Genomic DNA, 22,142 nt, shown 5'->3' with positions numbered 1-22,142 from the left:
TAACTGTTCCATACCCATATTGTAAATGGAGTATCTCATTTTTTGTATCAAGTTTTCTTACACAGTTCTTACAAAAATGTAAGAAGTGCAGAACCTGTCAGCCCTGCACTCCGATAATAAAATCATTCATTTGAAAGATAAGTGAAATCGTTGTTCCTCTGTTTTCGGAATAAGCAGTAAGTCCTATTCCCAGTTTATCACATAGACGCTTGCAAAGATATAAGCCAATTCCAGTAGAATTTTTCCCGGTTCGCCCATTCTGACCTGTAAATCCTTTTTCAAAAATACGGGGTAAATCACTTTTAGGAATACCTATCCCATTATCGCTGATAGATAGCACAATCTTGTCATTCGTTTTTGTTGCCCCAAAGTGCAAAATAGGCTGCTCTGCATGGTATTTGATTGCATTACCGATAATCTGATTTAAGATGAACCGCACCCATTTTTCATCAGTGTAAACCATTGTTTCTATATCGTCTATCTGAATTGACATATTACTTTGACGCAAAAGATACTTATTATCTGCGATTGCACTATTCACAACATCGCATAAATTGACTTCACGGACAGAATAGTCTTTTTCAGCGTGTTCACTTCTGGCATAGTAAAGTGCCTGTTCTGTATATTGATTGATATTCTCTAACTCTGCCAATACCTCTCTGGAAAAGGGAGAACGGTTATTCTCACACAGCAGCTTCATAGCTGTAATTGGTGTTTTTACTTCGTGTATCCATTGTTCAATGTATTCTTTATATTCCCTGCGTTCCCTCTGTACTTCGCCAATCCGTTCCAACATGGATTTTTCAGCCATTTTCATAATCTGGTAAAAAACCTGTTCATCAGCCCTTTCCGGCACTTGCATGATTTCCGGCAATAAATATCGTTCTTCTAATTGCTCCGTCATATTGAGCAATTTATTCAGATACTTTTTTCGTGAGAAATAAAAAGTCAGCAAAGATAAAACAAGGACAATCGACCAGACCGCAAGAATAAACAGGACTGTTTGGATAGGATTATCGCTTGCAATCAGGAACAAGGCAAAGGCAAGCATACCCAGCAGATTGATTAAAATAACGGGGAGTTGATTTTTCAAATATTGTTTTCCATTCATAATGTATATCCTTGCCTGTGTTTTGTTTTAATGAAATCTACAAGTCCGATTGTTGCCAGTTTGTCACGAATACGGGTAATATTGACACTTAGGGCATTATCATCAACATAAAGCTGATTATCCCAAAGAAAATCCACAATATCATTTCTGGAACAGATTTTTCCAGCGTTCTTAAAAAGGTAGTAGAGGATTTTCAATTCATTCTTTGTCAATTCTGCTTTCTGTCCTTTGTACTCTATCATGCTACTCTCCAAATGCAGGGTAGCTTCTTTCCACATATAAATTTCTGTTTGAGAGGAACGGTAGGCTTTCTTTAACAATGCAGCAATTTTAGCAAGAAGAATAGCAGGATTATAAGGCTTTGTGATAAACGCATCTCCACCCAGCATAATGCTGTTTAGTTCGTCCATATCTGTATTGCTGCTTGTTACAAATACAATCGGAATATCTGAAAAAGTGCGAATTTGAGAACATATTTCAAAACCGTTATTCCCCGGAAGTTTTATATCCAGAATAACCAGATGTGGTGCAGCTTCTTTTAACTGCTCTATTGTTTGGGAAAAATCCGTAACTGCAAATACTTCATATCCATTCCCATACAAAAGAGTTTTAAGCTGTGTTTGTATCGTAAAATCATCTTCAATGATTAGTATTTTTTCCTTCATAGAGATACCTCCCTAACACTTTATTATACTGTATCAGAGAGGTTTTCTCAATCGTATTATTGAATGGGAATTTTAGAATGATTTTGTACATAGCTTTGTAAAAAATGCTTAATAGTTTCTTTTCTCAAGGTACGATTCTAAATAACACCTAAGTCCAACATATGCGCCCTGCAAAAGTACAAAAAGCAATAGAAGATTTACTGACAGTGCTTTTTTGATTGCTTCTCCAAAATAAATGATGACAGCAGCACTTGTCAGTATCATCAGTAGAGTAATGACATCCCAACACTTTTCCCTATATAATTCTATAACCTTTATTTCTATCAGTATCGCCAGTATCCCTGTTCCTGCCACACATATTCCTACAATCAATATTAGCAATATCCAATATACCATTCCGGCTATAAAAGGATTTGGAATTTTTGTGCTAATCTGTGCCACAGATTGCCCGACCTCAATCGTCCAACCGATAAAAGTTTGTATGAATGACGCTGCATCATGGAAGAATGATTTGCAATCGGAAAGAAACACATCTGACTGTACTGCCTGAAAAAGAGTGGTTGTCAGCGAATACCATGCAAGAAGGAACAAGGTTTTTTGGAACATTACCGTTTTTGCTTTATACTGTCCTGCAAGTCGCTCTTTTTGTGTTTCGTATTTCGCTTTTTCATTCTGATAGGCTGTCCGGTCACAGGCTTCACATTTTTCATAGGGTACCGGCTTTTCTACCGGTATCTCTACGATTTTCTGATGTGTCCGGGCATAATCCCGTTGTTGTGTTAAGCATCGTATTTTATCTTGACATTCCCCTATCGTGACGTTTGCGCTTCGCAGCTTCTCTTTCTCGTTCCGCAATGCTCTGTCTGCTAGCTTCAAGTCGTTCTTTAATGCTTGAATATTCCCGGCTCTGTTCTCTTTGTTTAATTTCTCGTTCAAGGTCAGAGATTCGTTGAGCTGCGTCTTTAGTTCCACGATAAGCTGGTCTTTCTGTTCCAGTTCTTCTTGTATCTCCTCGGTCAAGAGGAGAAGTTCTTCCAACTGTTCGGCGTTCTTTGATTCTCTGGATTCGTTCATCTATATCACGTCCTTTCTCTATCTGCTGTTCCAGTTCAGCAATTCGGTGTTCTGTTTCAGTAATAAACTGTTTTCGCTGTTCAGCTTCTGTACCAATTTCTGCCATTGCTGATTTTCGTTTTCCAAAAGTTCTATCTTCGTTTTCTGTTCTTCCATCTTGGAAAGCAGTTCCTCGGTATTTGGCAAAATGTTGAGCAGCTCGGATAACTCGCTGTTTAATTTTTGCAATTTCTGATTCTGTTCCTGCATAAGAGAGAGTTGGGTGTCCCGATTCTGCATTTCCAGAATCATTTCTGCCATTAAGGTCTGCTGTTCTTCGATTTGCCCAATCATGGATTCCATTAAGGGTATAATTTCCCGGCTTTCTTCTAATGTCATTTAATCGCTCCTTCCATAATGATAATGCACCCGATACTTTTCCAAAGGTGTCCAGTATCTTTTGCAATAACGTGTTTTGTTGTTTTATGATTTGATTTTCCGCTACTTTCCACGAACCTTTTATTTCCTGCCCGGCAAGAAACTTTTGTTCAATCTTTCTTGCGTCAGCGCCTTCATGGATGGTAGGAATCTGGAGTTTTCCCTGTTTTTCATAAGAACGGTGATCGACCTGATTATGCAAAGGAAGATGTTCATTACACACCTTTGCCCACTCACTCCGCCACAGTTCACAATTTTTTGGATTGTTCCATCCGGTAGCATCGGTCAGCACCCGTTTCCATTGCAGGCGGTTTCTTGCACCAATCTTCTGAATTCCGTTTTCGTCTAATACAGGGATACGGATTCCATGACGGTCAGGGTTTTTCTTATCCTGCCACCAGTTCGGATGGGATTCATCAATCACGATATTTCCGTTTTTATCTCTGACAAAATCCCAATCCTTGACTTCTTTCTTTCCCCAAGAATGATCCGGGTTAAAAGGACGCATAGTCAGAAGAAGATGAACATGGGGGTTGCCATCCCCTTTATCGTGGATACTCCAATCAGCACACATTCCTCTATCTACAAAAGTTTTTTGAATATAGTCAGTTGTATATTGAATTTGTTCCTGTCTGTTCCATTCTTTGGGAAGGGCAAATTCAAATGACCTGCCAAGTTGGGCATCTGCATTTTTTTCAATCTTCAATACCTCATTCCATAACCTTTGTTTCTGAAATGTGATTTTAAATTTTTCTAAAGTAGCTTCTTTATCTTCTGATCTTTTGTATCGGACAGATTTTTGAAAGCGTTTTATATTTTCTTCTAGTACTATCTGCCATTCAGGAGGTACGTTTTCACACATCATAAGACTGGTGTAGACCACTTCTTTTTTAGAAGTGTAATAACTGATTCTCCCGGTTTCCTCGTTTTTCATCACATCCCCATTGAGATATGCGGAAGCGGAGATAACAGATTTCCCTTTACTTCGTCCGACTATTTTGATTGTGTAATGAAAAATCGCCATGTCTGGATTCCTCCTTTCTGACGTATCCGGCATAGATTTCCGGCAACATTGCTTTCAGTTTTAGAAAAAGCAGCATTGCCGGAACGCCCTCTGCGTAAGAGTGCCCTGCGCATAGCAGCCTGCATGGAATGCGCCTCTCTGGCGAAGAGTGCCTCCTGCGGCATGAGCAGGTCTGGCTGAAAGCCCCGCCGACGGAACGAGCCCGGCAAGCGTGAGCGCAGACCGGTTGCCACTTGTGGCAAACTTATTGGGACGACCTCTGGTTGTCCATAAATGCGCCCTTCATGAAAAAGCAATGAAGGGAATGAAAAACTCATCCCCTCCGTCATTACACTTCCTCCATATCAGTATTTGTTTCTTTCTGCATTGCCTTTGAGAAAAATTTCCCATTGGCTTCCTGCTTTTTCAGAAAACCAATCAGCTTTGGGATGTCTTCCTCCTCAATAGGCGCACCAAGAACGGATTCCACCGCACCGCCAACCTGACAGAGCCTATGGGTTCGTTTTTTACTTTCTTCGGCTTTCTTTCGTTTTAGAAGTTCTTTCTTCTGTGCTGCATATCGTTTTGCTTTTTCAAGGCTTTCCTGTTCCTTCTTTTCCATTTCAAGCATTCGTTCTTCATAACTTTTTGTTGATTTTGCCATTATTACATTCCCCTTTCTTTTGCAAACATAAGTTCTCGGTTGCGTATCAGAAGAAGCACATGGTATAATCTTCTTGCGTGTAGGTATATCATGGCTTCGGTCTGATAGAACCTTTGGCGGTTTCTTTGGAAGCCGCCTTTTTAATTTGCCGCAGTTCTTGTTACGGCTTTTACATTTCCTCTATCCCTCAAATCACGACCTTCATTCGCTTCCATAAACATTTCCAGAATATCGGTTTTAATCAGGACTTTACGACCAACCTTTAATACCGGAAGTTTCTTCCATTCTACAAGCTGTCTTAAGGTGTTTCTGCCGATTCCCGTATAGTCGGCAGCTTCTTCGATGGATAATGCAATTTTTCTTTGCGTCATATAATCACCTCCCTGTAAATTGCATTATGCAATTCTTGTGATGTAAGTATATCCCTTCCAAATCTTTTTGTCAAGCGTTACGAAATATTAAAAACAATTTTTATATTGCATATTGCAATTTTAGAGAAACAATGCTATAATTCATACATACCGAAAAAGGAGGCAGTCAGCATGAAAGATAAAGAACTACGCAAGCTGATAGGCAGCAGAATAAAACAGCGCCGTCTGGAATTGAATCTGACACAGCCTTATGTCGCAGAAAAGATGGGAGTTACCGCTTCTACAATCCTGCGTTATGAGAATGGTTCGATTGACAATACGAAAAAAATGGTGCTGGAAGGTCTTTCGGAAGCACTCCATGTATCTGTGGAATGGCTCAAAGGGGAAACAGACGAATATGAAACCGACATTACGGATAAGAGAGAGTTACAGATTCGTGATGCGATGGGAGATATTCTGGAACAGTTACCGCTTGCCCTTACCAAAGAAGAAGATGCTTTTTCAAAAGATTTATTACTGCTGATGTTAAAACAATATGGTCTGTTTTTGGATTCCTTCCAGTTCGCCTGCAAAAACTTCAAGGGGAATGATGGTCAGACGGATATTGCCAAAACAATAGGGTTTGAATCGAATGAGGAATATAATGAGATTATGTTCTTAAGGGAAATCACTCCTACCATCAATGCTCTTAATGAGATGGCAGACGTTGTAAGGCTCTATTCCAAGAAACCAAAAACAGCAGAACAAAGGCTTGCAAATCTTTTATCAGAAGTCTTATACGAAGATTCCGAATCGGTATAGTAAGACAACCGGAGTTATGATATACTTACACGCACGAAGCATTTCATCAGTTCCGATTGTCTAATATCGAAAGGAGACATACGATTATGGCAAAAGGATCTGTAAGAAAAAAAGGAAAGAAATGGTACTACCGCTTCTATGTAGAGGACGCAAGCGGCAATCTTGTTCAGAAAGAATGCGTTGGAACAGAAAGCAAAAGTGAAACTGAAAAACTGCTCCGTCAGGCAATGGATGATTATGAGAAAAAGAAATTTGTTGCCAAAGCGGAAAATCTCACAGTCGGACAACTTCTGGATGTGTGGGCAGAGGAGGAATTAAAAACAGGTACGCTCAGCAATGGTACGGTGGAGAATTACCTCGGAACAATCCGAAATATTAAGAAACATCCGCTGGCAGAACGGAAATTAAAAAATGTAACCTCTGAGCATTTGCAATCCTTCTTTGATTTGCTTTCCTTCGGGGGAGTTCATCCCGATGGAAAAGAGAAAAAGGGTTACAGCAAAGACTACATCCATTCTTTTTCCGCAGTCATGCAGCAATCATTCCGCTTTGCAGTATTTCCAAAACAGTATATTACGTTCAATCCTATGCAGTATATTAAACTGCGGTATCAGACGGACGAAGTTGATTTGTTTTCGGATGAGGACATGGACGGAAATATCCAACCAATTTCACGAAAAGATTATGAAAGACTGCTTGCGTATCTTCAAAAAAAGAACCCAGCCGCAATACTTCCAATCCAGATAGCCTATTATGCCGGGCTTCGTATTGGAGAAGCCTGCGGTTTGGCGTGGCAGGACGTAAATCTGGAAGAACAATGCCTTACCATAAGACGCAGCATCCGATATGATGGCTCAAAGCGCAAATATATCATCGGACCAACCAAGCGGAAAAAAGTGAGGATTGTTGATTTTGGAGATACGCTGGTAGAGATTTTCCGTAATGCCCGGAAAGAGCAGTTAAAGAATCGAATGCAGTACGGAGAACTTTATCACACGAACTACTACAAAGAGGTCAAAGAGAAAAACAGAGTGTACTACGAGTATTATTGCTTAGACAGAACAGAGGAAGTCCCGGCAGATTATAAAGAAATTTCTTTCGTCTGCTTAAGACCTGATGGCTGTCTGGAACTTCCGACTACTTTGGGAACGGTATGCAGAAAGGTAGCAAAAACATTAGAGGGATTTGAAGGCTTTCATTTCCACCAGTTACGTCACACCTATACAAGCAACCTTTTAGCAAATGGAGCTGCCCCAAAAGATGTGCAGGAATTGTTAGGACACTCAGATGTCAGTACCACAATGAACGTCTATGCTCACTCCACAAGAGATGCGAAACGAAAATCGGTTCGGCTTCTTGATAAAGTGGTAGGCAATGACTAAAAAATTTCCCTTATTTCCCTTGTGATTATCTCATAAGGGCAAAAATAAGGGAAACTACATATCATTTCACTAATGAACAGGCGGGAAAGCCTGTAAAATAGGGAAAGTTAGAGGAATAATTATATAAATTCCAGTTTGTAGACCTAAAACAGAATACCGTTCCTTACAGAGCAGTCATGTGCTTCGGTGCTTGGCTGCTAATTTTTTTGCGAAAGGAGCAGTATCGAATGAAGCTTGTATTAGCAGAAAAGCCCTCGGTTGCCTTGTATACGTTATAATCATAAAAGAAACGCCTCGAGACCGCACGGTTTCGGGGCGTTTTGCGCGGGGGCAGACAAATGAGATGGATGCAAGAATGCTGTGAGGTGAAAGCTCTTCATTTTTCTTGACAAAACCTGCCCGGAGCGCTATCATGAACTTAACGCAGACAATGGAGCCTGGAGTGTGTTCACTCTGGGCTTTTTTCGTGTCTGGGATCGCTGCGGGCCAATAGAGGGGGCTCGCAGCCAGGAAAATGGGTGCTGACCCGGGCGGAATGGTGTCCGCCGGGCGGCCTGAGGAAAAGGAGCTTGGAAATGATGAACGGTAATGTGAATGGAATGACCATCCGGCTGCTGGGCTGCGCCCTGGCCATGCTGGTGCTGGCGGCAATGTCCGTTACCACGGGCAGCTTTGCAAAGGCTGCCGATGCACACGATGCCGCACAGGCAAACCATGTGGCTGCGGAAGATGTCGTTTGGGAAATGAAATAAGCTCTTTTTACGGTGCAAGCAGAAGCACCCCGGGGCAATATCAGCCTCGGGGTGCTTTTTTGTGCCGTTATTTCTGCTTCAGACGGGTCAGGTACTGGTCGGCCTCAATGGCTTCGGGGGTGAAGCTGTTGTTCTCCCACCAGTTCACCAGCGCCGCTGCCACCGTGATGCCGGTGCTTACCAGCTGCTCCAGCTGTTCGGACTCGATGGGCAGCACGGAATGGCCGGTACAGCTCAGCAGCTGGTTGGTCAGGGCCAGCGCCAGCGCGGCGGTGCGGGCCATGGTAGAGGCAGAGATCTTGCAGGGCTTTTTCATAGAGGGTTCTCCTTTCTTATTTTGGTGGTAAATTTCAAATCGCTGGATGGGCCGCTCTCAGCCCGTCCAGCGGGCTTTGGTGCTGCGGGTGTCCAGATGTACCCAGCCGCAGGCGCGGCCTTTGCGGGGCGGGTAGCGCCCGATGCCTCCTTTGCCGGGCAGCAGGGTCTCAGCGTAGGCGGCGGCTTCCGCCACGCTGACGCCCTCCACCCGGAAATCAGCGGCCCGCCCGTACAGATGCTGGCTGTGGGGCGAAGCGCCGGGGATCGAAGCGTTGTGGGCGGCGGTGCGGAACCCGCTGGTAATGGCCACCGGACACCCGAAATGCAGACGGATGGCTTCCAGCAGGGCGGCCAGTTCTTCCTCCACAAAAATGGGGTCGGAACCATCCCGGCAGGCGAACTCCCGCACCCGGAAATGCGGAGTCAGGTGCAGTGCTCCGTCCCGGGCGAGGGAATAGGCTTTTAGGGCCATGGGACCTCCTCTCTATTATATAATGTATCTCATAATGTATCTCCCATGGGGTTTGCCTGCGGCCGCAGGGCGGTGCTTCCCGGGTTGCTGGCCCGATTCTACCAGAGCGGCGGCCAAGGCGGAAGTGCATATTTTTTTATTACGTGTTTTTACGTTTCGGCATTTTGCTAAACGCCATTTTTAGCGAGAAATTCAAAAGAAATTCGGCGTTGATTTTTACAAAAAATCAGTGCCGAATTTGTGCGGAAATTGGCCGTTTGCGGTCGGTTTGCAGTCACTAAAACGGGCTTTGAAACTGCAATTTTACCCCCGGAAAATCAAATTTAGATGTTAAAAAATTATGAACGAATAAGACAACTATTTTGTGCGAAAATCAGAAAGAAATACTCTAAAATAATATATTTCAGGGAAAACACTGTGCAAATTGCACAAAGAACTATGTCAAGCATCTAACAAAGTCCAGACGGCGGATTTGACAAATCGGGCTCAGTCTGCTAAAATAATGCCCGCTCAACGAACCAACAGACGTTGCAGCGTATAAAAATTCACAAAGATGAAGTGAAATTCCGTCCGAAGACGGCCCGAGCACAGGCGGGTACTGCCTGCGCGTGGAGCAATGGATGCCTGCATCCGGCTCCCGGAACCAAAATGATGAAAAGAGAGGAGTTGTCTCGTATCGCTTCCGTCAAATTTAAAAAAGCAATCACGGACTGCAGCCGTGCAGTCTCTCACCGTGTGCTGGCGTTCTGCGTCATGGCGGCGTGCCTTGTGTTCACGCTGGCTGTGACCGCCGCGAATCTGCGCCTGACTTACGTCACCGACTCCCACGGTGAGCGGCAGGTGGTCCTCACCTCGGCTGAGAGTGACACGGCCCGCGTGATGAACCTTTCCGGCATTGAGGCCGAGAAAGGCGACAACGTCTACTACACTGCGTTCAGCGGCAACCTTGCTTCCCTGAACATTGAGCGCGCGTTCGCCGTCAGCATTCAGGCGGACGGGCAGGAGTATTCCGTCAGGATGGCCGTCGGCACCGTGGCCGACGCGCTGGAGCGCGCGGGCATCACGCTGGATGCCGACGACTACACGGAGCCTGCCCTCAACGATCTGGTCACGGTGGGCAGCAAGATCGTGGTGCACCGTGTGGATTATCAGGACAAGGTGGAGACCCAGACCATCCCCTACGATACCGAGTATGTCTACACCAGCCTGTACTTCCGCAACACCGGCCGCACCACCACCCTCCAGCATGGCTCGGAGGGCCAGCAGACCGTTACCACCCGTGAGCGCTATGTGGACGGCGAGCTGGAGAACAGCATGGTGGTGGATGTGACCACCACCGCGGAGCCCACGAACCATGTGGTCAAGACCTACGGCGCGGGCGCTCCCGTTTCGCCCCTGACCGGCCCGGACGGCACCACCAACCCGCCGTCCTCCTACAGCCAGGTGCTTACGGGCAAGGCCACCGGCTATTATTCCAAGAGCGGCAAGGGCTCGTCCGGCTTAGGCCTGGGCTATGGCACCGTGGCCGTGGACCCAAGTGTCATCCCTTACGGTACCCTGCTGTATATCACCTCCACCGATGGCAGCTTTGTTTACGGCTACGCGGTGGCCACCGATACCGGCATTGCCCTGCAGAACGGCCACATCCTTGTGGATCTGTTCTATGAGACCTACGCCGAGTCGGTCATCAATGGCGCCATCCAGGTCAATGTTTACGTTGTGAACTGAGCCGCTGGCAGCGCTGGTAAATTTTAAGAAAAAACATCCGTTTCTTTCTGTGCAATTTCCGCACAAAAAGGGACGGATGTTTCTTTTTTGTCCGGTTTCTGTCAGGTTTGCTGATATTTCTCGTTTAAAATTGGCGAGTTTGTATATATAAGAAAAATATTAAGGAAAAGATTATGGTACATTTTATGGAAAAAGCCTTGCAAAATCGGAAATAATTTTTTAATATAATAGAGTAAAAGGTATCAGACTGCCATCCGGCAGCCGATACGGGGAGGAGCGTTTATGAAACCGACTGAGGAAAAGATCCACAGCAGTCCATCGGACCTGCCTGTGTATTTGTTCAAGCAGGGCAATAACTGTGAAGCGTACCGCTACTTTGGCGCGCACATTGAGCAGCGGGCCGGGGAGACGGGCGTGGTATTCCGCGTCTGGGCACCGCATGCCGTGGCCATCAGCGTGGTGGGCGATTTTAACAGTTGGAAACCGGGAAGCCACCCGATGCGCAAAGTAGACGGCGATTCTGTCTGGGAGCTGTTCATCCCGGGCATGAAAGAATACGACGTGTACAAATACTGCGTCACCACCCGCGCGGGGGATCTGGTCTATAAGGCCGACCCCTACGCGTTCCACGCCGAGACCCGCCCGTCCAACGGCAGCAAGGTCTACGACCTGAACGGCTATGCCTGGCATGACGAGAGCTGGCAGGCCGCCCAGAAGAAAGCTGACGTGATCAACGGTCCCATGAACATCTACGAGATGCACGCGGGCAGCTGGAAGACCAAAGAGGGCAATGTCCCTTACAACTACTCGGAGCTGGCAGACCAGCTCATCCCGTACATCACCGAGATGGGCTACACCCATGTGGAGCTGCTGCCCGTCATGGAGTATCCGTTCGATGGCAGCTGGGGCTACCAGGTCACGGGCTATTTTGCCCCCACCAGCCGCTACGGCACCCCCAAAGACCTGATGGCCTTTGTGGACAAGCTCCATCAGGCCGGCATCGGCGTCATCATGGACTGGGTGCCTGCCCACTTCCCCAAGGACCAGTTCGGCCTCTACCGCTTTGACGGCGAGCCCTGCTACGAGGACCCCAACCCCAAGCGCGGCGAGCATAAAGAGTGGGGCACCATGGTGTTCGACTTTGGCCGCAATGAGGTGCAGAGCTTCCTGATCTCCAGCGCGCTGTACTGGCTGGAGCAGTACCACATCGACGGCCTGCGGGTGGACGCCGTGGCATCCATGCTGTACCTGGATTACAACCGCAAGCAGGGCGAGTGGGAGCCCAACAAGGACGGCGGCAAGGAAAACCTGGAGGCCGTCGCGTTCCTGCGCAAGCTGAACAGCACCGTGCTGGGCCGCCATCCCCACAAGTACATGATCGCCGAGGAGTCCACGGCCTGGCCGCTGGTCACCAAGCCTGTCTCGGATGGCGGCCTCGGCTTCAACTTCAAGTGGAACATGGGCTGGATGAACGACATGCTCAGCTACATGAAGACCGACCCGCTCTTCCGTGCGGGCAATCACAACAAGGTCACGTTCAGCTTCTTCTACGCGTTCAGCGAGAATTTCGTCCTGCCCATCAGCCACGATGAAGTCGTGCACGGCAAGGGCAGCCTCATCAACAAGATGCCGGGGGATTACGAGGCCAAGTTTGCAAACCTCCGCACGTTCTTCGGCTATATGCTGGCCCACCCGGGCAAGAAGCTGCTCTTCATGGGCCAGGAGTTCGGTCAGTTCACCGAGTGGAACGAGACAAAGCCGCTGGACTGGATGCTGCTGGATTACGATAAGCACACCGAGCTGCAGAACTATGTCAAGACGCTGAACAAGTTCTACAAGAACACGCCTGCGTTCTGGCAGATCGATTACAGCTGGGAGGGCTTCCAGTGGATCGTCCCGGACGACTCTCAGCAGAGCGTGGTGGCGTTCCTGCGCAAGGATGCCGCCGGCAAGCAGGTGCTGGTGGTCTGCAACTTCAACCCCGTCCTGCGCGAGGGCTATACGCTGGGTGCCCCGGTCTCCGGTACTTATAAAGAGATCCTGAACAGTGATGATGCGGAATTCGGCGGCTCCGGTGCTGTCCACAACAAGGCGGTCCGCACCAAGAAGAAGCCGCTGCACGGCTTTGAGCAGAGTATCACCATCACCCTGCCGCCCATGAGCACCCTCTATTTTGAGGTGCCTGCAAAGCGCTCCCCCCGCAAGAAAGCGGAGGACAAGGCTGCGGAAAAGGCAGAGAAGGCGACCGCAAAGAAAACCACCCGCACCACCAAGGCCAAGGCTGAAAAGCCCGCGGAGGAAAAGCCCAAAAAGACCGTGAAGAAGACGGCCAAGGCAGAAGCCGCTGCGGAACAAAAGACCCCGGCCAAGCGTGGCCGCAAATCCAAGGCCGAAACCGCCGCCGAGGCAGAGCCCGCTGCAAAGCCCGCCCGTAAGCCCCGCGCCAAAAAAGCGGCGGCGCCCAAGGAGTAAGCTTTTACATTGTTGAACCATTTCCACCCAAATATAAGGAAATGTTTAAAGGGGAGAATATAGCTATGGCAAAAGAAATCGTGGCAATGATCCTTGCCGGCGGACGTGGCTCGCGCTTGTACGCGCTGACACAGAAAACGGCAAAACCGGCGGTGTCCTTTGGCGGCAAATACCGCATCGTGGACTTCCCGCTGTCCAACTGCGTCAACTCCAACATTGATACCGTTGGCATCGCAACGCAGTACCAGCCCCAGAAGCTGAACGAGTACATCGGCAACGGCCAGCCCTGGGATCTGGATCGTCTGTACGGCGGCGTGCACACCCTGCCCCCCTACGAGCAGGCCAAGGGTACCGACTGGTACAAGGGCACTGCAAACGCCATCTACCAGAACATCAGCTTCATCGACAACTATGACCCGGAGTATGTCATCATCCTGTCCGGCGACCAGATCTGCAAGCAGGATTACGCCGATTTCCTCCGCTTCCACAAAGAGAAAGGCGCGGAGTTCTCTGTGGCCGTTATGGAAGTGGACTGGAAAGAGGCTTCCCGTTTCGGCCTGATGGTGGCCGACGAGGATGACCGCATCACCGAGTTCCAGGAGAAGCCCCCGGTACCCAAATCCAACCTGGCTTCCATGGGCATCTACATCTTCAACTGGGATGTCCTGAAGAAGTATCTGGAAGAGGACGAGGCGGACCCCAACTCCAAGAACGACTTCGGCATGAATATCATCCCCGCCCTGCTGCGGGATGGCCGCAAGATGTACGCTTACCACTTTGCAGGCTACTGGCGCGACGTCGGCACCATCGACAGCCTGTGGGAAGCCAACATGGAGGTCCTGGACCCCGAGAACTCCGGCATTGATATCTTCGACAAGAAGTGGAAGATCTACAGCCGCAACCCCGTTCTGCCCGCACAGAAGATCGGCCCCCGCGCCGTGGTGCAGGACTCCCTCGTCACCGAGGGCTGCAAGATCTACGGCACCGTCAAGCACTCGGTCCTGAGCGCCGGTGTCGTGGTGGAAGAGGGCGCAACGGTCGAGGATGCTGTCCTGATGGATGGCGTCGTGGTCAAGGCAGGTGCCGTGGTCAAGCGCTGCATCCTGGCTGAGGATGTCACCGTGGGCGCAGGCGCCAAGATCGGCGGCGACGGCCCCATCGCGCATGTAGGTACCGGCCTTACCATTGGCGCAGGCGCTACCGTGAAAGAGGGCGCCAAAGTATTTGATTCCGTCAAGGAGGGCGAGGAAGTATGCTGAGCCAGAACAACAACGCGTTGGGCATCATTTTCCCCAACAGCTATGATAACACCGTACCGGAGCTTGTCACCGAGCGTGCCATGGCTTCGATCCCCTTTGCAGGCCGTTACCGCATGGTGGACTTTATCCTGTCCAGCATGGCAAACTGCGGCATCTCCAATGTTTCCATCGTGGTGCGCAAGAACTACCACTCCCTGATGGATCATCTGGGCACCGGCCGTGAGTGGGATATGGCCCGCCGCCATGGCGGCCTGAACATCGTGCCTCCCTTTGCAGAAAAGGGCGTGCGCATCTACTCTGGCCGTGTGGAAGCTCTGGGCTCCATCCTCAACTTCCTGGAGAACCAGAAAGAAAAATATGTTGTCATGAGCGACGCCAACATTGCCGTCAACTATGACTTCAACGCTCTGCTGGCTGCCCATCAGGCCAGCGGTGCCGATGTGACCATCGCCTACCAGAAAGTGGAGATCCCCGAGGGCCGCAAGAACGACAACTACACCCTGACCGTCGATGCCGATGGCCGTGTGACCGAGCTGCTGTTCAACGATTACCGCTCCGGCAAGCAGAACCTCGACCTGAACATCTATGTTCTGGAGCGCGAGATCCTCATCAAGCTGGTCAAGGACGCCGCTGCCCGCGGCCTGATCTACTTTGAGCGCGATATCCTGGCCCACAACGTCAACATCCTGAACATCCGCGCTCTGGAGTACACCGGCTACGTGGCTCATGTCTGCGATATGAAGAGTTACTTCGATGAGAACCTCAAGCTCATCGACGAGAAGAATCTGAACGCCCTCTTCCCCAAGCAGAGCCCCGTTTACACCAAGATCCGCGACGACAACCCCGTGCGCTACGTCACCGGCTCCCGGGTGGAGAGCTCCATCCTGGCCGATGGCTGTATCATCGAGGGCACCGTGGAGAACAGCGTGCTCTTCCGCGGCGTCCGGGTCAAGAAAGGCGCTGTCGTCAAGAACTGTGTCCTGATGCAGGATACCGTGATCGAGCCCAACGCTGAGCTGGATTGCGTGGTCACGGACAAGAACGTCAAGATCACCGCAGGCAAGAAGCTGTCCGGTACCGAGAGCTTCCCCGTCTACGTCCAGAAGAACCACATCGTCTGATCTGCAATTTTTCACAGGGGCGGCTCCCTCCCCGGTAGCCCCTCTTAAAGAGGGGCGGGGGCCTTGTGTGCCCCCGCCCGCTCTTTTTGTATCGCCGTGTGCAGGATGTCCCGGCGGTGCAGTGTTCTGATACATCCGTTCTGATTCAGAAAGGAGCGATCCTATGAAAATCCTGTACGCTGCTTCGGAAGCGACTCCCTATGCAAAGTCCGGCGGTCTGGCGGACGTGGCAGGCTCCCTGCCCAAGGCCCTTGTCAAGGACGGCGTGGACGCCCGCGTCATCATGCCCCTGTACGGCGACCTGAAATACCGCGAGGATCTGGAGTATGTCACCAACTACTCGGTGCCGGTGGGCTGGCGCAGCCAGTACTGCGGCCTGTTCAAGTCCGTGCGCAACGGCGTGACCTACTACTTCCTGGACAACGAGTATTACTTCAAGCGCCGCGGCCTGTACGGCTTCTACGATGACGGTGAGCGCTTTGCGTTCTTCTCCCGCGCGGTGCTGGAGACCCTGTTCTACATCGACTTCACCCCCGACATCATCAACTGCAACGACTGGCAGACCGCTCTGGTCCCCGTCTACCTGAACCTGTACTACCGCCATCTGGATAAGTTCAACCGCATCAAGACCATCTTCACCATCCACAACATTGCGTATCAGGGCAAGTACGGCACCGAGATTCTGGAAGATACCTGCGGCATCGGCCGCCGTGACCAGCACATCGTGGAGTACGATGGCTGTGCCAACTTCATGAAAGGCGCCATCGAGACTGCTGATAAGATCACCACGGTCAGCCCCACCTATGCACAGGAAATTCTGGACCCGTGGTTCAGCTACGGCCTGGATGCCCTGCTGCGGGAGAAGCAGTATAAGCTCTGCGGTATCCTGAACGGCATTGACATGGACGCCAACAACCCGGCCACCGACCCCTATATCCCGTTCAACTACAGCATCGACAACTTTGAAGAGGGCAAGGCAGCCTGCAAGAAAGCCCTGCAGGAGAAGTTCGGCCTCCATCAGGACGGCAGCCCCGTCTTTGCCATGGTCAGCCGCATGGTGGGCATGAAAGGCTTTGACCTGGTGCAGAGCGTGGCCGATGGTCTGGTGGACCGCGGCATTGAGCTGGTCATCCTGGGCAGCGGCGAGAACCAGTATGAGAGTTTCTTCTCCGATCTGTGCGCTCGTCACCCGGGCCGCGTAGGCACCTACATCGGCTTTGAGCCGGCTCTGTCGCAGGAGATCTATGCAGGCGCGGACGCGTTCATCATGCCCTCCAAGAGTGAGCCCTGCGGCCTGGCCCAGATGGTCGCCTGCCGTTACGGCACGCCTCCCATCGTTCGCGAGACCGGCGGCCTGCGCGATTCCATCCACGATTCCACCATGGGCGATGGCAATGGCTTCACGTTTGCAGGCTACAGTGCCCATGAGCTGTATGAGGCCTGCTGCCATGCACAGGATGCCTACAACGACAAGGAAAACTGGAAGAATCTCGTGCACCACTGCATGGAGTGCGATTACAGCTGGGATGTCTCGGCCAAGAGCTATGAGGGCCTCTACAATGAGACCGCAAACCTCTGGTAAGCATCTGCACGGAATCCCAGAGCAAAACCAAAGACCTCTCTTCGCCCCGGCGGGCGCTGCAATCCCGCAGCCGCCCGCCGGGGCTTTTTGCATTTTGCACAGATTGATGGTTGACATTTTGGCTGTCAAGAGTCGAATGAAAAATTTTTCCGGACAATTTTGTCGAAATGATAAAAGTTCCTGTAAAGAAACAGGATGGTTTCTGAAAAACTTTTAGTTAGATATAACGAACTTCATGGCAATTATAGACTTTTGCTAAAAAACAGTGGAAAATTGATTGCCTTTCACAGCCATTTTGAGTATAATGGATGATAAAGATTCTTTGTGAAAAAAATCTTTATCATGCGCCGCCGCCCGTGGGCGGGGAGCATATCCTACAACAGGGGAGGGGAACCGATGCAGTGAAAGGCCTTTACAAAACGCTGGAAGACCTCGTCTGGCTGACGCAATTGGGGCTCAACCTGCTGCTGCCGCTGGTGCTCTGCCTGGGCGGATGCTGGTGGGCAGTCAACCACTGGGGCTGGCCGATGTGGGTCTATATCCCGGCTATTTTGCTGGGGCTGGCTGCCGGGGCGCAAAATTTCTGGGTGTTCGCCAAAGAGCATCTCAAGCGGGCCCGGAAAGACAAACCCCGCCGCGTCGGGTTCAACTCGCACCTGTAAACTACAACACGGGGAGGGCGTTTCCATGAAACTGGAACCGGAATCCAAAAAAGAGCTCGGGCGCATTGCCGGGGGCACGGCCATCTGCACCGCCGCCATGTGGGTGGTGTTCGCGGCCCTGCACACGGTGGGCTGGGCCCGGTTCGATTCTTCGGTCATCCTGGGCAGCCTTGTTGGCGCGCTGGTGGCCATCGGCAACTTTGCAGGCATCTGTCTTGTGGTGCAGAAGATCATCGACGAGCAGGACGAAAAACGCCGCAAAGCAAAATTACAGCTTTCCTACAACGGGCGGATGCTGCTGCAGGCTGTCTGGGTGGTGGTGGCCATCGCGGCCCCCTGCTTCCAGGCCTTTGCCAGCATCCTGCCGCTGTTTTTCCCTCGGATCACCATTTATTACCTGCAAATAACGGGCAAGTACAAGCCGCTGAAAACGCGGCAGGAGCATGTGGACATCTCGGTGGAAGATGACCCTGCCCCCGCCGCGGCTCCGGCAGCAGACCCCGCGGACAAAGGGGGTGAAACGTAACAAATGGAATTGAACGGCGCGAAGATCCTGTATACCATCCATACCAACATCCCGGTCCTGGGCGATTTCAAGATCACCCAGACCCTCGTGAGCACCTGGATCGTCATGGCGCTGCTTTCGGGCCTGGCATTCTGGCTGGGGCGCGACCTCAAGCTGGAAAACGTCTCCAAGCGGCAGGCAGCCGCGGAGTTTATCGTGGAACGGCTGGACCAGTTCGTGCACGACAACATGGGCCACCACTTTGACCAGTATATCCCGCTGGTGGGCGCGATCTTTGCTTTGAGCATTGGCTGCAACCTCATCAGCGTGGTGGGCCTGTGGAGCCCCACGGCTGACCTCAACACCGAGGCCGCCTGGGCCATCGTGGTCTTCGTCCTCATCATGTACTACAAGATCAAGACCAACGGCATCCTGGCTTACCTCAAAGGCCTGCTGGACCCCATCTTCCTCATGGCACCCATCAATGTGCTCTCGGAAATTTCAACGCCCGTCAGCATGGCGTTCCGTCACTTCGGCAACATTTTGTCCGGTACCGTCATCTCCACCCTGCTGTACTGGCACTGGCAAGCCTCAGCCATGTCATCTTTGGCTGGCTGCCCGGCGTGCTGAGCCAGCTGCAGCTGTTCCAGATCGGTATCCCGGCCTTTACGGGCCTGTACTTTGACTGGTTCGGCGGCTGCATCCAGGCATTTATTTTCTGCACTCTGACCACCATCTTCATCAAACGCGCCGCTGGCGAGGACTAAGTCTCCCGCCCCGGCACCCCTTAAAAACAAGAATATCATTTTTAGGAGGACACTGATTATGACTGACTTTCAATTCCTGGCTCGTGGTATCGCTCTGGCTGGCTGCGGCATCGGCGCGGGCTGCGCGCTGATCGCAGGTATCGGCCCTGGTATCGGCGAAGGCAACGCTGCCGCTGCTGCCTGCGAGGCCGTTGGCCGCCAGCCCGAGTGCAAGAGCGACGTTACCAGCACCCTGATCCTGGGCGTTGCACTGTCGGAGACCACCGGTATTTACGGCTTCGTCACCGGCCTGCTGCTCATCTTCCTGGCTCCCGGTATGTTCATGAACTACCTGCAGTAAGCGCCCCTTACTTGTAATACCGGAAGAAAGGGGAGAAGCTTATGCAACTTTATCAGGCACTGATCACGCTGGATGGCTGGACGTTCGTCGCCCAGATCTGCAACCTGATGATCCAGCTGGTGATCTTTAAAAAGCTGCTGCTGAACCCGGTCAAAAAAGTCATTGCCGAGCGCAAGGCCAAGGCGGACAGCCAGATCGCGGATGCCCAGAAGCTCCGCACCGAGGCCGAAGCCATGAAGGCTGAGTATGAGCAGAACCTGCAGAACGCCCGCACCGAGGCCAACCAGATCGTGGCGGCGGCCCAGAAGACCGCCACCGCCCGCAGCGAGGAGCTGCTGGGTGAGGCCCGGGCCCAGGCGGCTGCCCTCAAGCAGAAAGCGGAGGCCGACATTGCGCAGGAGCGCAAAAAGGCCGTCAACGAGGTCAAGGACGAGATCGGCGGCATGGCCATGGAGATCGCCTCCAAGGTCGTGGAGCGCGAGATCCGCGAAGCAGACCACAAAGACCTGATCGACGAATTTATCAAAAATGTGGGTGAAGCATCATGACCGAGATCGCAAGGATGTACGGCGGCAGTCTGTACGACCTGGCAGCGGAGGAGGGGCTTGAGACCCGCATTCTGGACGAGCTGGACGAAGCAGCCAAGCTGATCCGGGACGACCCGGAGTACCTGCGGCTGCTCAGCACCCCCAGCATCCCCAAGAAAGAGCGCTGCGCCCTGCTGGACGAGGCGTTCCGCGGGCAGGTCCACCTCTATGTGCTGAACTTTTTGAAGATCCTGTGCGAGAACGGCACCCTGCGGGAGCTGCCGGGCTGCGCGCGGGCCTACCGCATCCGCTACAACGCCGCGCACGGCATTCTGGAAGCAACGGCCATCACGGCCATTGCCATGACTGCCGCGCAGACCGAGCAGCTGCGCCAGAAGCTGGAGACAATCACCGGGAAGAAGATCGACCTGGCGACCAAGATCGACCCCAGTGTGCTGGGCGGCATCCGCCTGGACATCGAGGGCACCGAGCTGGACGGCACAGTCCAGAACCGGCTGGCCACCCTGCGGCGGAACATCGCGGCAGCAACGTTGTAACAACGCTGTAGAAGAATATCCACCCGAAAATACCAAAGAATTGAGTGGTGAAGACACAACAATGCAACTGAAACCTGAAGAGATCTCTAAGATCATCCGTGCTCAGATCAAGCATTACGAGAATGTCATTGAGCAGAGCGAGGTGGGCACGGTCATCCTGGTGGGCGACGGCATCGCCCGTGCCAGTGGTCTGGAAAAGTGCATGGCGGGCGAGCTGCTCCAGTTTGACAACGGCGAGTACGGCATGGCCCAGAACCTGGAGGAGAACACCGTCTCCATCGTGCTGCTGGGCTCCGACGTCGGCATCAAGGAAGGCAGCACCGTCAAGCGCACGGGCAAGGTCGTCTCCGTCCCGGTGGGCGAAGCTCTGATCGGCCGTGTCGTCAACGCGCTGGGCCAGCCCATCGACGGCGCGGGCCCCATTGAGACCACCGAGTACCGCGCCATTGAGAGCAAAGCGCCCGGCATCATCGAGCGCCAGCCCGTCAAGGAGCCTTTGCAGACGGGCATTAAGGCCATCGACTCCATGATCCCCATTGGCCGCGGCAGCGTGAGCTCATCATCGGCGACCGCCAGACCGGCAAGACCACCATCGCCGCCGATACCATCATCAACCAGAAAGGCAAGGACGTCATCTGCATCTATGTTGCCATCGGCCAGAAGCGCTCTACCGTGGCAAACCTGGTGCAGAGCCTGACCGAGGCCGGAGCCATGGGTTACACCATCGTGGTTTCCGCCACGGCTTCGGAGCTGTCGCCCCTGCAGTATATCGCACCCTACTCCGGCTGTGCCATGGGCGAGTACTTCATGCATCAGGGCAAGCATGTCCTGATCATCTATGATGACCTGTCCAAGCACGCCGTGGCCTACCGTGCCCTGTCGCTGCTGATCCGCCGTCCCCCGGGACGTGAGGCCTACCCCGGCGACGTCTTCTATCTGCACTCCCGTCTGCTGGAGCGCGCGGCCAAGCTCTCCGACGAGCTGGGCGGCGGCAGCCTGACGGCTCTGCCCATCATCGAGACCCAGGCGGGCGACGTGTCGGCCTACATCCCGACCAACGTCATCTCCATCACCGATGGCCAGATCTTCCTGGAGACCGAGCTGTTCCACTCTGGCGTCATGCCGGCCGTCAACCCCGGCATCTCGGTGTCCCGTGTCGGCGGCAACGCCCAGATCAAGGCCATGAAGAAAGTGGCCGGCACCCTGAAGCTGATCTACTCCCAGTACCGCGAGCTGCAGTCGTTCGCCCAGTTCGGTTCCGATCTGGACGCCGACACCAAGGCCCGCCTGGCACAGGGCGAGCGCATCGTGGAAGTGCTCAAGCAGAACCGCTCCGCCCCCGTGGCCGTGGAAAAACAGGTGGCCATCCTGTATGCCACCATCCACGATTATCTGGTCAAGGTGAAAGTGGCCGATGTGGCCGAGTATGAGAAAGGCCTGTACGAATATCTGGACACCGACGCTTCCGGCGCTGCGGTGATGGAAACGATCCGCACCACGGGCAACCTGGACGCCGATGCCGAGCAGGCACTCAAGAGCGTTCTGTCCGCCTACACGGAGAGCTTCCTCAAGGCGCACTGAACAGGAAGGAG

The 22,142-nt window shown here is 51.9% G+C and carries 24 protein-coding genes and 1 pseudogene; 16 read left to right on the top strand and 9 right to left on the bottom strand.

All coding sequences use genetic code 11. The features are described 5' to 3' along the window. Positions 1–97: 97 nt before the first annotated feature. The 7 genes from DXA70_RS04145 to DXA70_RS04115 all read right to left on the bottom strand — a co-directional run bounded on the left by DXA70_RS04145 (position 98) and on the right by DXA70_RS04115 (position 5,305). Positions 98–1,111, bottom strand: coding sequence for a sensor histidine kinase (locus DXA70_RS04145; protein WP_055156115.1), 1,014 nt, complete (start codon positions 1,109–1,111; stop codon positions 98–100). Further along, positions 1,108–1,776: a response regulator transcription factor gene (locus DXA70_RS04140; protein WP_015520152.1), complete on the bottom strand. Its 669-nt coding sequence runs from the start codon at positions 1,774–1,776 to the stop codon at positions 1,108–1,110. Before DXA70_RS04140 ends, DXA70_RS04145 begins: the two co-directional genes overlap by 4 nt. A 108-nt stretch (positions 1,777–1,884) precedes the next feature. Further along, a complete protein-coding gene (locus tag DXA70_RS04135; protein WP_128117686.1) occupies positions 1,885–2,631 on the bottom strand; it encodes a DUF6040 family protein in 747 nt (248 codons plus the stop codon). Then, positions 2,570–4,291 (bottom strand): MobA/MobL family protein, encoded by a 1,722-nt coding sequence (locus DXA70_RS04130; protein ID WP_117807244.1) that lies wholly within the window; start codon positions 4,289–4,291, stop codon positions 2,570–2,572. Before DXA70_RS04130 ends, DXA70_RS04135 begins: the two co-directional genes overlap by 62 nt. Next, on the bottom strand, positions 4,261–4,620 hold the full coding sequence (locus tag DXA70_RS15285) for a hypothetical protein (RefSeq protein ID WP_128117685.1): 360 nt from the start codon (positions 4,618–4,620) through the stop codon (positions 4,261–4,263). Before DXA70_RS15285 ends, DXA70_RS04130 begins: the two co-directional genes overlap by 31 nt. After that, entirely contained in the window at positions 4,620–4,934 is a 315-nt protein-coding gene (locus DXA70_RS04120) for a hypothetical protein (RefSeq protein WP_006859028.1), read from the bottom strand. The genes DXA70_RS15285 and DXA70_RS04120 overlap by 1 nt, the downstream gene beginning before the upstream one ends. Positions 4,935–5,074: 140 nt before the next feature. Beyond that, on the bottom strand, positions 5,075–5,305 hold the full coding sequence (locus DXA70_RS04115) for a helix-turn-helix domain-containing protein (RefSeq protein WP_004843519.1): 231 nt from the start codon (positions 5,303–5,305) through the stop codon (positions 5,075–5,077). A gap of 171 nt (positions 5,306–5,476) precedes the next feature. Between DXA70_RS04115 and DXA70_RS04110 the strand changes: the two genes are divergently transcribed. From DXA70_RS04110 to DXA70_RS13575, 3 genes are all read left to right on the top strand, one after another. Then, on the top strand, positions 5,477–6,106 hold the full coding sequence (locus DXA70_RS04110; protein ID WP_055158601.1) for a helix-turn-helix transcriptional regulator: 630 nt from the start codon (positions 5,477–5,479) through the stop codon (positions 6,104–6,106). Positions 6,107–6,192: 86 nt separating this feature from the next. Then, a complete protein-coding gene (locus DXA70_RS04105; protein ID WP_055158599.1) occupies positions 6,193–7,488 on the top strand; it encodes a tyrosine-type recombinase/integrase in 1,296 nt (431 codons plus the stop codon). A 575-nt stretch (positions 7,489–8,063) separates the two neighbouring features. Beyond that, positions 8,064–8,240: a hypothetical protein gene (locus DXA70_RS13575; RefSeq protein WP_158565130.1), complete on the top strand. Its 177-nt coding sequence runs from the start codon at positions 8,064–8,066 to the stop codon at positions 8,238–8,240. 67 nt (positions 8,241–8,307) lie between these two features. Here DXA70_RS13575 and DXA70_RS04095 read toward each other — a convergent pair whose 3' ends face one another. Both DXA70_RS04095 and DXA70_RS04090 read right to left on the bottom strand, forming a co-directional pair. Continuing rightward, the gene (locus DXA70_RS04095; protein ID WP_022256223.1) at positions 8,308–8,556 is read right to left on the bottom strand and encodes a phage holin; all 249 of its coding nucleotides are present in this window, start codon (positions 8,554–8,556) and stop codon (positions 8,308–8,310) included. Between the two features lie 57 nt (positions 8,557–8,613). After that, a complete protein-coding gene (locus tag DXA70_RS04090; protein ID WP_112148368.1) occupies positions 8,614–9,030 on the bottom strand; it encodes a D-Ala-D-Ala carboxypeptidase family metallohydrolase in 417 nt (138 codons plus the stop codon). Between the two features lie 648 nt (positions 9,031–9,678). On the opposite strand from DXA70_RS04090, the gene DXA70_RS04085 reads away from it, so the two are divergent. The 13 genes and pseudogenes from DXA70_RS04085 (at position 9,679) to atpA (ending at position 22,131) form a co-directional block, all read left to right on the top strand. Next, entirely contained in the window at positions 9,679–10,758 is a 1,080-nt protein-coding gene (locus tag DXA70_RS04085; RefSeq protein ID WP_128117684.1) for a 3D domain-containing protein, read from the top strand. A gap of 282 nt (positions 10,759–11,040) precedes the next feature. Next, entirely contained in the window at positions 11,041–13,230 is a 2,190-nt protein-coding gene (gene glgB / locus DXA70_RS04080; RefSeq protein ID WP_128117683.1) for a 1,4-alpha-glucan branching protein GlgB, read from the top strand. A gap of 65 nt (positions 13,231–13,295) precedes the next feature. Continuing rightward, complete coding sequence (locus DXA70_RS04075; protein ID WP_112115492.1) at positions 13,296–14,489, top strand: glucose-1-phosphate adenylyltransferase; 1,194 nt, start codon at positions 13,296–13,298, stop codon at positions 14,487–14,489. Continuing rightward, entirely contained in the window at positions 14,483–15,610 is a 1,128-nt protein-coding gene (glgD, locus tag DXA70_RS04070) for a glucose-1-phosphate adenylyltransferase subunit GlgD (RefSeq protein ID WP_128117682.1), read from the top strand. The genes DXA70_RS04075 and glgD overlap by 7 nt, the downstream gene beginning before the upstream one ends. Before the next feature lie 163 nt (positions 15,611–15,773). Continuing rightward, entirely contained in the window at positions 15,774–17,192 is a 1,419-nt protein-coding gene (locus DXA70_RS04065) for a glycogen/starch synthase (protein ID WP_128117681.1), read from the top strand. Between the two features lie 401 nt (positions 17,193–17,593). After that, a complete protein-coding gene (locus DXA70_RS04060; protein WP_242982800.1) occupies positions 17,594–17,854 on the top strand; it encodes an AtpZ/AtpI family protein in 261 nt (86 codons plus the stop codon). Between the two features lie 25 nt (positions 17,855–17,879). Then, on the top strand, positions 17,880–18,380 hold the full coding sequence (locus tag DXA70_RS04055; RefSeq protein WP_022257471.1) for an ATP synthase subunit I: 501 nt from the start codon (positions 17,880–17,882) through the stop codon (positions 18,378–18,380). A 3-nt stretch (positions 18,381–18,383) separates the two neighbouring features. Next, positions 18,384–18,989, top strand: a complete 606-nt coding sequence (locus DXA70_RS04050) for a FoF1 ATP synthase subunit a (protein WP_347553482.1) — start codon at positions 18,384–18,386, stop codon at positions 18,987–18,989. Beyond that, positions 18,983–19,126: a hypothetical protein gene (locus DXA70_RS15280; RefSeq protein WP_347553481.1), complete on the top strand. Its 144-nt coding sequence runs from the start codon at positions 18,983–18,985 to the stop codon at positions 19,124–19,126. The genes DXA70_RS04050 and DXA70_RS15280 overlap by 7 nt, the downstream gene beginning before the upstream one ends. A gap of 58 nt (positions 19,127–19,184) precedes the next feature. After that, entirely contained in the window at positions 19,185–19,466 is a 282-nt protein-coding gene (gene atpE, locus DXA70_RS04045) for an ATP synthase F0 subunit C (RefSeq protein WP_015564615.1), read from the top strand. 41 nt (positions 19,467–19,507) lie between these two features. Next, positions 19,508–20,014 carry a F0F1 ATP synthase subunit B gene (atpF, locus tag DXA70_RS04040; protein ID WP_112115484.1) on the top strand — a complete coding sequence of 169 codons (507 nt, stop codon included), beginning with the start codon at positions 19,508–19,510 and terminating at the stop codon, positions 20,012–20,014. Continuing rightward, positions 20,011–20,550: an ATP synthase F1 subunit delta gene (gene atpH, locus DXA70_RS04035; RefSeq protein ID WP_112115483.1), complete on the top strand. Its 540-nt coding sequence runs from the start codon at positions 20,011–20,013 to the stop codon at positions 20,548–20,550. The genes atpF and atpH overlap by 4 nt, the downstream gene beginning before the upstream one ends. A gap of 61 nt (positions 20,551–20,611) precedes the next feature. Next, positions 20,612–22,131 (top strand): annotated as a pseudogene (atpA, locus tag DXA70_RS04030) (F0F1 ATP synthase subunit alpha). Positions 22,132–22,142 lie beyond the last annotated feature (11 nt).

The sequence above is a fragment of the Faecalibacterium sp. OF04-11AC genome (genome assembly GCF_003460645.1).
Classification (GTDB): domain Bacteria; phylum Bacillota; class Clostridia; order Oscillospirales; family Ruminococcaceae; genus Faecalibacterium; species Faecalibacterium prausnitzii_I.
The sequence above is the reverse complement of the archived record's forward strand: the minus strand, read 5'-3'. Positions and strand labels throughout refer to the sequence as shown.

Bases quoted from the DNA above. Each gene is read 5' to 3' on its own strand.
- DXA70_RS04095 (WP_022256223.1), bottom strand. From the start codon at position 8,556: ATGAAAAAGCCCTGCAAGATCTCTGCCTCTACCATGGCCCGCACCGCC.
- DXA70_RS04110 (WP_055158601.1), top strand. From the start codon at position 5,477: ATGAAAGATAAAGAACTACGCAAGCTGATAGGCAGCAGAATAAAACAG.
- DXA70_RS04115 (WP_004843519.1), bottom strand. From the start codon at position 5,305: ATGACGCAAAGAAAAATTGCATTATCCATCGAAGAAGCTGCCGACTAT.
- glgB (WP_128117683.1), top strand. From the start codon at position 11,041: ATGAAACCGACTGAGGAAAAGATCCACAGCAGTCCATCGGACCTGCCT.
- DXA70_RS04065 (WP_128117681.1), top strand. From the start codon at position 15,774: ATGAAAATCCTGTACGCTGCTTCGGAAGCGACTCCCTATGCAAAGTCC.
- DXA70_RS04145 (WP_055156115.1), bottom strand. From the start codon at position 1,111: ATGAATGGAAAACAATATTTGAAAAATCAACTCCCCGTTATTTTAATC.
- DXA70_RS04085 (WP_128117684.1), top strand. From the start codon at position 9,679: ATGATGAAAAGAGAGGAGTTGTCTCGTATCGCTTCCGTCAAATTTAAA.
- DXA70_RS04120 (WP_006859028.1), bottom strand. From the start codon at position 4,934: ATGGCAAAATCAACAAAAAGTTATGAAGAACGAATGCTTGAAATGGAA.
- atpE (WP_015564615.1), top strand. From the start codon at position 19,185: ATGACTGACTTTCAATTCCTGGCTCGTGGTATCGCTCTGGCTGGCTGC.
- glgD (WP_128117682.1), top strand. From the start codon at position 14,483: ATGCTGAGCCAGAACAACAACGCGTTGGGCATCATTTTCCCCAACAGC.
- DXA70_RS04140 (WP_015520152.1), bottom strand. From the start codon at position 1,776: ATGAAGGAAAAAATACTAATCATTGAAGATGATTTTACGATACAAACA.
- atpF (WP_112115484.1), top strand. From the start codon at position 19,508: ATGCAACTTTATCAGGCACTGATCACGCTGGATGGCTGGACGTTCGTC.
- DXA70_RS04105 (WP_055158599.1), top strand. From the start codon at position 6,193: ATGGCAAAAGGATCTGTAAGAAAAAAAGGAAAGAAATGGTACTACCGC.
- DXA70_RS04130 (WP_117807244.1), bottom strand. From the start codon at position 4,291: ATGGCGATTTTTCATTACACAATCAAAATAGTCGGACGAAGTAAAGGG.
- DXA70_RS04075 (WP_112115492.1), top strand. From the start codon at position 13,296: ATGGCAAAAGAAATCGTGGCAATGATCCTTGCCGGCGGACGTGGCTCG.
- DXA70_RS15285 (WP_128117685.1), bottom strand. From the start codon at position 4,620: ATGACGGAGGGGATGAGTTTTTCATTCCCTTCATTGCTTTTTCATGAA.
- atpH (WP_112115483.1), top strand. From the start codon at position 20,011: ATGACCGAGATCGCAAGGATGTACGGCGGCAGTCTGTACGACCTGGCA.
- DXA70_RS04090 (WP_112148368.1), bottom strand. From the start codon at position 9,030: ATGGCCCTAAAAGCCTATTCCCTCGCCCGGGACGGAGCACTGCACCTG.
- DXA70_RS13575 (WP_158565130.1), top strand. From the start codon at position 8,064: ATGATGAACGGTAATGTGAATGGAATGACCATCCGGCTGCTGGGCTGC.
- DXA70_RS04055 (WP_022257471.1), top strand. From the start codon at position 17,880: ATGAAACTGGAACCGGAATCCAAAAAAGAGCTCGGGCGCATTGCCGGG.
- DXA70_RS04050 (WP_347553482.1), top strand. From the start codon at position 18,384: ATGGAATTGAACGGCGCGAAGATCCTGTATACCATCCATACCAACATC.